The sequence below is a fragment of the Streptomyces soli genome, assembly GCF_003999195.1.
Taxonomy (GTDB): domain Bacteria; phylum Actinomycetota; class Actinomycetes; order Streptomycetales; family Streptomycetaceae; genus Actinacidiphila; species Actinacidiphila soli.
In genome coordinates this window covers 1-7,697 of record NZ_RJVR01000078.1, presented here as the reverse complement: position 1 = coordinate 7,697, position 7,697 = coordinate 1, and the positions used below count along the sequence as shown (strand labels likewise).

Genomic DNA, 7,697 nt, shown 5'->3' with positions numbered 1-7,697 from the left:
GTGGAACGGCCACCCCCTCGACCGCGCCAACCACAGCCACCTCGCCAGACTCCAACTCTCCCTCGCTGCTTGACAGTTGGAATTAGCCACCAAGATCCCACAACCTCGCCGGCCTACCCCTGCGCGCCTCGATGATCTGGATCAAAGACCTCACCCGGACCACCCATTGATCACAACTCGATACGCGCCCTAATAGTGCTTGGTCAGGTTGATCTTGGTGGGGTGTGTCATTCTTGCGTGGTGAGGCTGCTGTCGGCCCAGTCGCTGGCGAGCGCTGCGCGGCGGCGCGGGAAGTCGTCCAGGAGTCGCTGCAGCTTCGCCACGGTGTACGCGGCCCCGCTGTTGCCCCGCTCGGCCAGCACCAGGGCGAGTTCGTCCGCTGTCGGTTCCTTGCCCTGGTCTTCGAGGATGTGCTGCCAGGCGGCGTAGGCGCGGAATTCCGGCAGGTAGCGGCGCAGTGTCGACGGGCTGACAGGTCCTCCCCCGCGTCCGGTGAAGCCGCGGTAGGTCAGGAACTCGGACACTCGGCTTCATCCGTTCCCTCGACGATCACCGAACAGACCATCGATCTGGTGACGTCCCCCGACCGGACCGAACCCGCCCACGCTGGCCGGCCTGATCAGACGAGAGGTGCCGGGCCGAGACGGGGGGAGGCACGGCCCGGCACCCAGATCGCAACCTAGCCCTCACCCTGTTCATCAGCGTTGTCCCCAAGCCATCCGGTGACTTCAGCGACGACTGGGAAAAGCAGAATGACGGCGTCCGGCCGCTCCCCCATTCACTCATTCGGGCGAGTCTGCCGTCCGCTGCCCCCGCCCGCCTTCACCCATGTGTCCCACGGGAATCGGCTGCGCGCCACTGGCCACGGCCTCCCCCACCGGTTTCCCGCGTGCGGACGCCGCTCAACGATGGCAGAGCCTTTTTGCCGAGGAGAGGGAGACGCAGTGATCATTTCTGCCATGCTCGTCCCGGCCATGATGCTCGTGCTGGCGCTCAGCCGGTACGAGGACAAGGTCTTCCGCCCCCGCGCGGCACATGCCCGCCGGCGCCGGCCCGCAACCAGGCCCTCCAGGCGCCACGGGGCACGGACAAGGACCCCGCAGAGATTCGATCGCACCCGTCGCTGTTTCTGATCGCGGCCTGACAAGTGCGGTCCCTGCTGGCGCGTTGGCCCTTCGGGAGGACAGCCATGTTGATATCCGCCGTGCTTATCCCACTCGTCATGCTCGCTGCCGTCCTGGCACCGAGTTGGTACGAGGAATGGAAAACCTACTCCGAGGCGACCAGGCTGCCGGTGTCCCCGCCGACGTGGTCGGCCCGGGCCCGGCTCTCCAGCACCATCGCAAGATCTTTGGGCGCCTGGGCGACATCAGCACACGGACGTCTCGCCCCGGGGGCGGGGCACCGTGCCGTTGCCTGGGTCTTCCGGCTGCGTCGCGTGACCTGTCGCCGCCGGCCGCGTTGACCCGAGGTGGACTCCGCCTCGCTGCCTGACTCGCGTGCTGTGACCGCGATCCTGTCCGACCCGGTTGCTTGCTCGGGGACCCATCTGGCGCGCTGATGGGAAACTCGTCCCACGTCCGGTCGTCCAGGAGTCTGCCGAACCTGCCTTTGCCGACCCTTCGCATCCGGACCACGTCCGAGGAAGCGAGCGTCGCCGCGCCGTTCCAGCTTTCCCCGCGACGGTCGATAAGGCTCAGGCCTCCGCGATCGTGACCGTGTGCCTCAGGGCCGAACGCGCCCACTGCTTGAAGACCCACTGCCACGCCTTGCCCAAGCGGTGTTGACTCTCAAAGGAGAACCACATGGATCGTGCAGACGGCGCACTGATTCCGGCCGCCCAGCGGGCGCTGTATCTGTCGGCCGGGTGTCGGGCCGACGTCCGGTGTTCTGCGGGTGGGTGTTGCCCGAGCCCGCATGGCGGTGTCGGGTGGCAAAGGTGGATCTTCCGCCATCGCTCACAGGGGGAAAACGAACGACCCACCACAACTCACAGCCACGGTTCCACGGATCGCCTCAGCCAGCGACCGTCGCCCCTCAGCCACCGCCGCCCTCGCCCGGCGGCGGGCCTTTGGGTATTCAGCCCGGTTCTTCAATATGGACCATATTTACCTTAATGTGGCTTTTGCATGGAAGCTCCGCGGACGGGATGGAGTTGGGGACGTGGCGTTCGCGGAGTCGGCCGGTGGCGGTGAGCCCCTGTCCTCTCCTGAGTCGGCCCCGGAGTCCGGGCGGCGGTCCTTGGCACCGCTGCTGGCGGTGTGCGCCGGGTATTTCATGGTGATCCTGGACGTGACGATCATCAACGTCGCCGTGCCGGTGGTGGGCCGGCAACTGTCAGCCTCGCTCACCGGCATCCAGTGGATCACGGATGGGTACACCATGGTCTTCGCCGGGTTCCTGATGACCGGTGGCGCGCTGGGCGACCGGCTGGGCAACCGGCGGGTCTTCTGCTCGGGCGTGGTGGTGTTCACTGTGTCCTCGGCCGCGTGCGCGTTCGCGTCGAGCGCCCCCTTTCTGGTTGCGGCCCGACTTGTGGAGGGGCTCGGCGCGGCATTGATTGTGCCCGGTTCTCTGGCCCTGCTCCAGCAGGCCTACCCGGTGCCAGCCGCACGCTCGCGAGCCTTCGGGCTGTGGGGTTCGATGGCGGGCATCGCGGCCTCCGCCGGGCCGCTGCTGGGCGGGCTGCTGGTCTCCACCGTGGGCTGGCGGTGGGTTTTCCTGATCAACCTGCCCGTCGGCGTGGCTTGCCTGCTGCTGACGCTGCGGCACGTGGCGCCCTCGCCCCGGCAGGCCGCCCGGGCTCTGGACTGGCCGGCGCAGTGCGCGGTGGTGGCGGCAGTGGCACTGCTGACCGCGGCACTCAACGAGGCCGGACGGCGTGGCTGGTCCGATCCTGCTGTTCTCGCTGGGGTGGGCCTGGCCGCGCTGGCCGCCGCGGCGTTCACGGTGCGCGAGCGGGTGGCCCGGTCTCCCGCCCTTCCGCTGAGCCTGCTGCGCTCGCGTGCGATGAGCGGCGGAGCCATCATCGGTCTGCTGTTCAACTTCGGCTTCTACGGCATGGTGTTCACCGCCAGCCTGGACTTCCAGCACCAGCGCGGCTTCAGCGCCCTCGACACCGGGGCGGCACTGTTCCCAGCGGTGGCGATGACCATGTTCGCCTCCGTCCTGTCCGGTCGGCTGACCCGCCGCACCGGCGATCGTCCGCTGGTAATCTCCGGCATGCTCCTGGCCGCCCTCGGGCTGGCCGGCTGGGCCGCAGCGGGCGTCGCTCCCGCCTACCCATTGCTGGTGGCCCCAATGATGGCCGCGGGGTTCGGTACGTCCTTCGCCCTCACCGGCTCGACCGCCACCGTGATGGGTGCCGCGCCGCCGACGTACCCAGGGGTCGCCTCCGCCCTGTTCAACACCACCCGCCAGATCGGCAGCACCATCGGCGTAGCACTCGGAGGCAGCCTGCTCGCCACGGACACCGACTACAACGCCGGGCTGCGCACCAGTATGGCCATCGGCGCGCTCGCCTACCTCACTGCCGCAGGCCTCGCGTGGCTGTGTGTGCCGACGAAGCCCAAAAAGCCGGAAGTCCGTCAAGGGCGCGGATGAGAGGAGAAGAGGTTCGAGGTCGGGGGGCACGGCCCCTGTCGAACGGGCAAACCGAGAGCCACGGCCGCGTGAGCTCCGGGCCCGCGGCCTGCAGCGCGCGGCCGAACTCGACGAACACGCCCGCAACTTCCTCGCCAGTAGCAGTCGACCGTCGCCCACGTCGGTGACACGGCCACCCCGGACCAGGCGTCAGGCTTCGTGCCGCAACAGCGCCTCGGCGTAACGGTGCTGGTGAACGGTGTCCCATCCGCCAGGTCTACAGCGACCGCACCGGGCTGGTCGCGGCCCGCGAGAAGACCGTCCAGCAGATCGCCGACCTCTTCGGCGTGCCCCGCTCAACCGTGTACGGGCATCTCGACAAGACCAAAACCGTGCCCCGCCAGCCGAAGAAAGCGACCGCCTCGAAGGCGTGACGAGCACCGTCCGGGCTACGAGATCAGACTCCCTTTGTGGCTTTTGGCCTTGCGGGTTACAGGCACTGCTGATGCTTCCCTCATGGCACCTCGAGAACTACAACGACCGGCTACCGGCGTGTGGCCACGCGATCACCAGCGGCGATGGCGAAACGTGCGAAGCACGAGGGTGGAGTCCACCCTCGTGCTTCGCACGGTCGGTCAGCTGCCGTAGACAGCGAGCTCGCTGATGGCCATCTGGCCACCTGTCTGCCCGCCGCCGTCCGGCTTGACCGCCACGATCCGCAGGTAACGTGCGGTGACCGGGGTGGTGAGGTTCTGCGTGCTCACACCGCCCATGAATCCGGTCACCTTGTCGGCCACCGTCCAGTTCTGGCCGTCCTGGGAAATCGCGATGTTGTACTCGGTCGCGAACTTGTCCGACGGCATCGTGGTCACCACCGAGGAGATGGAGTGCGACGAGCCGAGATCGATCTGCAGCTGCCAGGCGTACTGGTTTCTCGCCTGCGCGTAGGTCGACAGGTCGCCGTCCACCGCGAGAGCCGGCGTCGAGTTCGTTTGCATAGCGGCCGGGCTGCCGTCGAGGAACAGCGCGGTGGCCGGCGCGTTGGACGCAAGGTTGGGCGATTTGGGCGTCGTCGCGCTGACCGCGGGGCTGGCCGGAGAGAGGTTGCCGGCCTCGTCCCGCGCCTTGACGGTGAACTGGTAAGTCTGGCCAGGAGTCTCGCCGTAGACCGCCGTAGAGGTGTCCGGCGTCGTCGCGGCCAGCACGCCGTCCCGGTACACCAGGTAGTCGGTGACCGCCCAGTTGTCGGTGGACGCCGGCCACGACATGTTCACCGTGGTCGCGTACGCCGCGGAGGCCGTCGGCGTCCCCGGAGTGGTCGGCGCCCGGGTGTCCGCCGCCGGCATCGACACCGAGACTTCGCTGGCGGGCGAGAGGTTGCCCGCCGCGTCCCGCGCCTTGACGGTGAACTGGTAAGTCTGGCCAGGAGTCTCGCCGGAGACCACCGTAGAGGTGTCCGGCGTCGTCGCGGCGAGCACGCCGTCCCGGTATACCAGGTAGTCGGTGACCGCCCAGTTGTCGGTGGACGCCGGCCACGAAAGTTTCACCCTGGTCGTGTATGGCGTGGAGGCCGTCGGCGTCCCCGGAGTGGTCGGCGCCTGGGTGTCCGCCCCCGGCATCGGCACCGAGACCTCGCTGGCGCTGGACAGGTTGGCGGCGAGATCCCTTGCCCGGACGCTGAACTTCGTGACCTGGTTCGGGGTCAGGCCGGTGAACGTGGCCCCCGGCGTGGCGGTCACCTTGACAAGCTGGCCGTTGATGCTGATCTCGTAACCCGTCACGCCGACGTTGTCGGTCGACGCGTCCCAGGTCAGCTGGACCGAGGTCGGGTTGAGGATCTTGGTCTGCAGATTCTGCGGCGCGGCGGGTGCCTGTGCATCGCTCGGCGCCGTCGGGTGGAGGTCCTTGAACGCCGGCTCAAGCCCGGCCGCCTGGATGATCGAGGCGGGCAGCTCGCCGGTGGTCACCGTGCTGAGGTCGCTGACGGCCACCTGGTTCGCGTCGTCGGCCAGGTACGTCATGTCGACGTAGTTGTGGTTGGCGACGAGGTTTGCCGTGTAGGGCTTCCACGGCGGCGGCGTGCTGCGCAGCCAGGTGGTGCCGCCCGATTCGACGTTGTGGGTCATGGTCCAACCGGTGCTGCCCTGGTCGAGGTAGATGTGGCCGCTGTCGTGAACGACCTTCCCGATGTAGTTGCCGGAGATGACGCCACCGGGCTGCGGACCGAGGGCGTAGATCCCGCCGCCGTCGGCAAGGGTCTGCATGACGTCGTGGATGTAGTTGTCGGTGACCTTGTTGTTCTGGTCGATCGAGGGGGTGGTGTCCTGCGAGCCCCAGCCCCAGCCGATTGACATGCCGGTGTAGGGCAGATCGGCGATCTCGTTGTGCGAGATCAAGGTGTCGCGCACGTAGCCGAAGAACATGCCGACGCCACCGAGGAACTCCGCGTTCACGGCGTGGACATAGTTGTCGGTCACGGTGTTGTAGGCATCGATGAGATTCGGGTCCTTCTGGTTGGGATCGGCAGCCGATCCCACCTGCAACCCGTTGCCCGATATGTCGGTCATCACGTTGCCCACGACCTTGTTGTGCTGGCTGCCCTGGTCCAGGCCGAGCCCGGCGGCGCCGAGGTGCACGAAGGTGTTGCGGACAAAGCTGATGTTCCTGGCCGCGTGGAACTCCACCGCGTCGGGCATCAGGACGGCCTGGCTGCCGTACGGGGTGTTGTTCCAGGTCTTCCCGCTGGTGGGGGTAACGAAGGAGGACGGGCTCCAGTTGTAGGACGCGTCCTTCGAGGTCAGCATCAGGTTGGCCTGTACCTCGGCGAAGCCCAGGTCCTCACTGGGCTGCATCCAGGTGGCGTAGGCGAAGGTGAGCCCCTGGAACGTCATGTCGTGCACCGGGGCGGTGGCCGTTCCGGCGCCGGTCACCAGGTTCTGCAGGACCGGAGCCACCACCTTCGCCGTGGACATGTTCTGGCCGGATCGCGGAATGTAGTAGACCCGGTGCGCGGCCGTGTCGAGATACCACTGACCCGGCTGGTTGAGGAACGAATAGTCGTTCGCGAGATATTTCGGCAGGTCCGCGCGCTCCGAGCCGCCGTAGAACGACTGCACGGTGTCCCAGCAGGGCTGCTTCATGGTGATGGTCGTCTGCGCGGACGTCCCGGTGATCGAGGCCGCGTTGCAGCTCTCCTGCACCCAGTCCAGTGGCCGGTAGACGAACTGGAGGTCAGCGGGGTTGCGGACCGACTGGAGGCTGTCGCCGGGCGCGGTGTATCCGGTGGCGGTCACCGTGCTGCCCGCGGGAAGTCCCGACCCGGACTGGGACAGGTCGGCGCGAACGCCGTTGACGTAGAGCTGTCGCGTGTTCAGGTCGGCGGGCACGCTGGCCGACCAGATGTTGTGGGCCGAGTCGCTCAAACTCCACCCGGAGACGTTCCGGCCGCCGGAGAGCACCGGATGCGCGCCGGGAGCTGCCTGCCACCGAACCTGGTGGCCGTTGTGCCCCGAGTCCGCCGCCGTGAAGGTGAGCGGCTTGCTCATCGAGTAGGTGCCACCAGCGAGCTGGACAACGATGTCATGCTGCATGTTCTGGTTGAACTGACGAACCTGCATCTGCGCCTCGGTCAGCGAGCACGCGTTGTTCTGGGCGCACGCCGAGCCGGTGCCGTCCGGGGACGCGTAGAGGTAGTGCGCTCCCGGGTCAGCGGGCGCCGCCGCCTGCGCCGGGCCGGCGGCGAGGAACCCAGTGGCGCCAACAGCCAGTGCGAGAGCTCCCACCAGCACACGCAGCCGACTCTGCTTTGTTCCCCCGCCTGGCTGGGCGCGGGTAGCCGCGTGATCGCATGGATCCGGCTTCATTGCCTCTCCTTGTTTCGGTGATGAGGTGTTACTCCGACCGCTGACTGGCCTGCCGCACCGAATGCGCGAGTTTCCTCGGCGCGGTCCGGCAGGCCGACGACCGGATCGGTGGATGCGTGCACAGGTGCTTGCTTTCCGAGGCCCGTGCCGTGGGCGGTCAGCCCGCCCTTGTGGCGCACGCTCGTTCTATGGGGCGTGGCGCAGCCCGACGCGATGACATCAGCCGCGTTGGGGTGGGCGTCGTCAAAGACC

General features: G+C 67.8%; 4 protein-coding genes. 1 reads left to right on the top strand and 3 read right to left on the bottom strand.

Annotation, left to right across the window (positions count from 1 at the left end; all coding sequences use genetic code 11):
* Window positions 1–227 precede the first annotated feature (227 nt).
* Window positions 228–524 (bottom strand): hypothetical protein, encoded by a 297-nt coding sequence (locus EFK10_RS06305; protein ID WP_127354763.1) that lies wholly within the window; start codon window positions 522–524, stop codon window positions 228–230.
* Between the two features lie 1,639 nt (window positions 525–2,163).
* On the opposite strand from EFK10_RS06305, the gene EFK10_RS06295 reads away from it, so the two are divergent.
* Window positions 2,164–3,603, top strand: coding sequence for an MFS transporter (locus tag EFK10_RS06295; protein WP_240677026.1), 1,440 nt, complete (start codon window positions 2,164–2,166; stop codon window positions 3,601–3,603).
* Window positions 3,604–4,217: 614 nt separating this feature from the next.
* On the opposite strand, the gene EFK10_RS06285 is transcribed toward EFK10_RS06295, so the two are convergent.
* Window positions 4,218–7,364: a discoidin domain-containing protein gene (locus tag EFK10_RS06285; protein WP_164835848.1), complete on the bottom strand. Its 3,147-nt coding sequence runs from the start codon at window positions 7,362–7,364 to the stop codon at window positions 4,218–4,220.
* A gap of 77 nt (window positions 7,365–7,441) precedes the next feature.
* Window positions 7,442–7,697, bottom strand: a 256-nt coding sequence (locus tag EFK10_RS48450) for a hypothetical protein (protein WP_206305325.1), incomplete at its 5' end; no start/stop codon positions are given.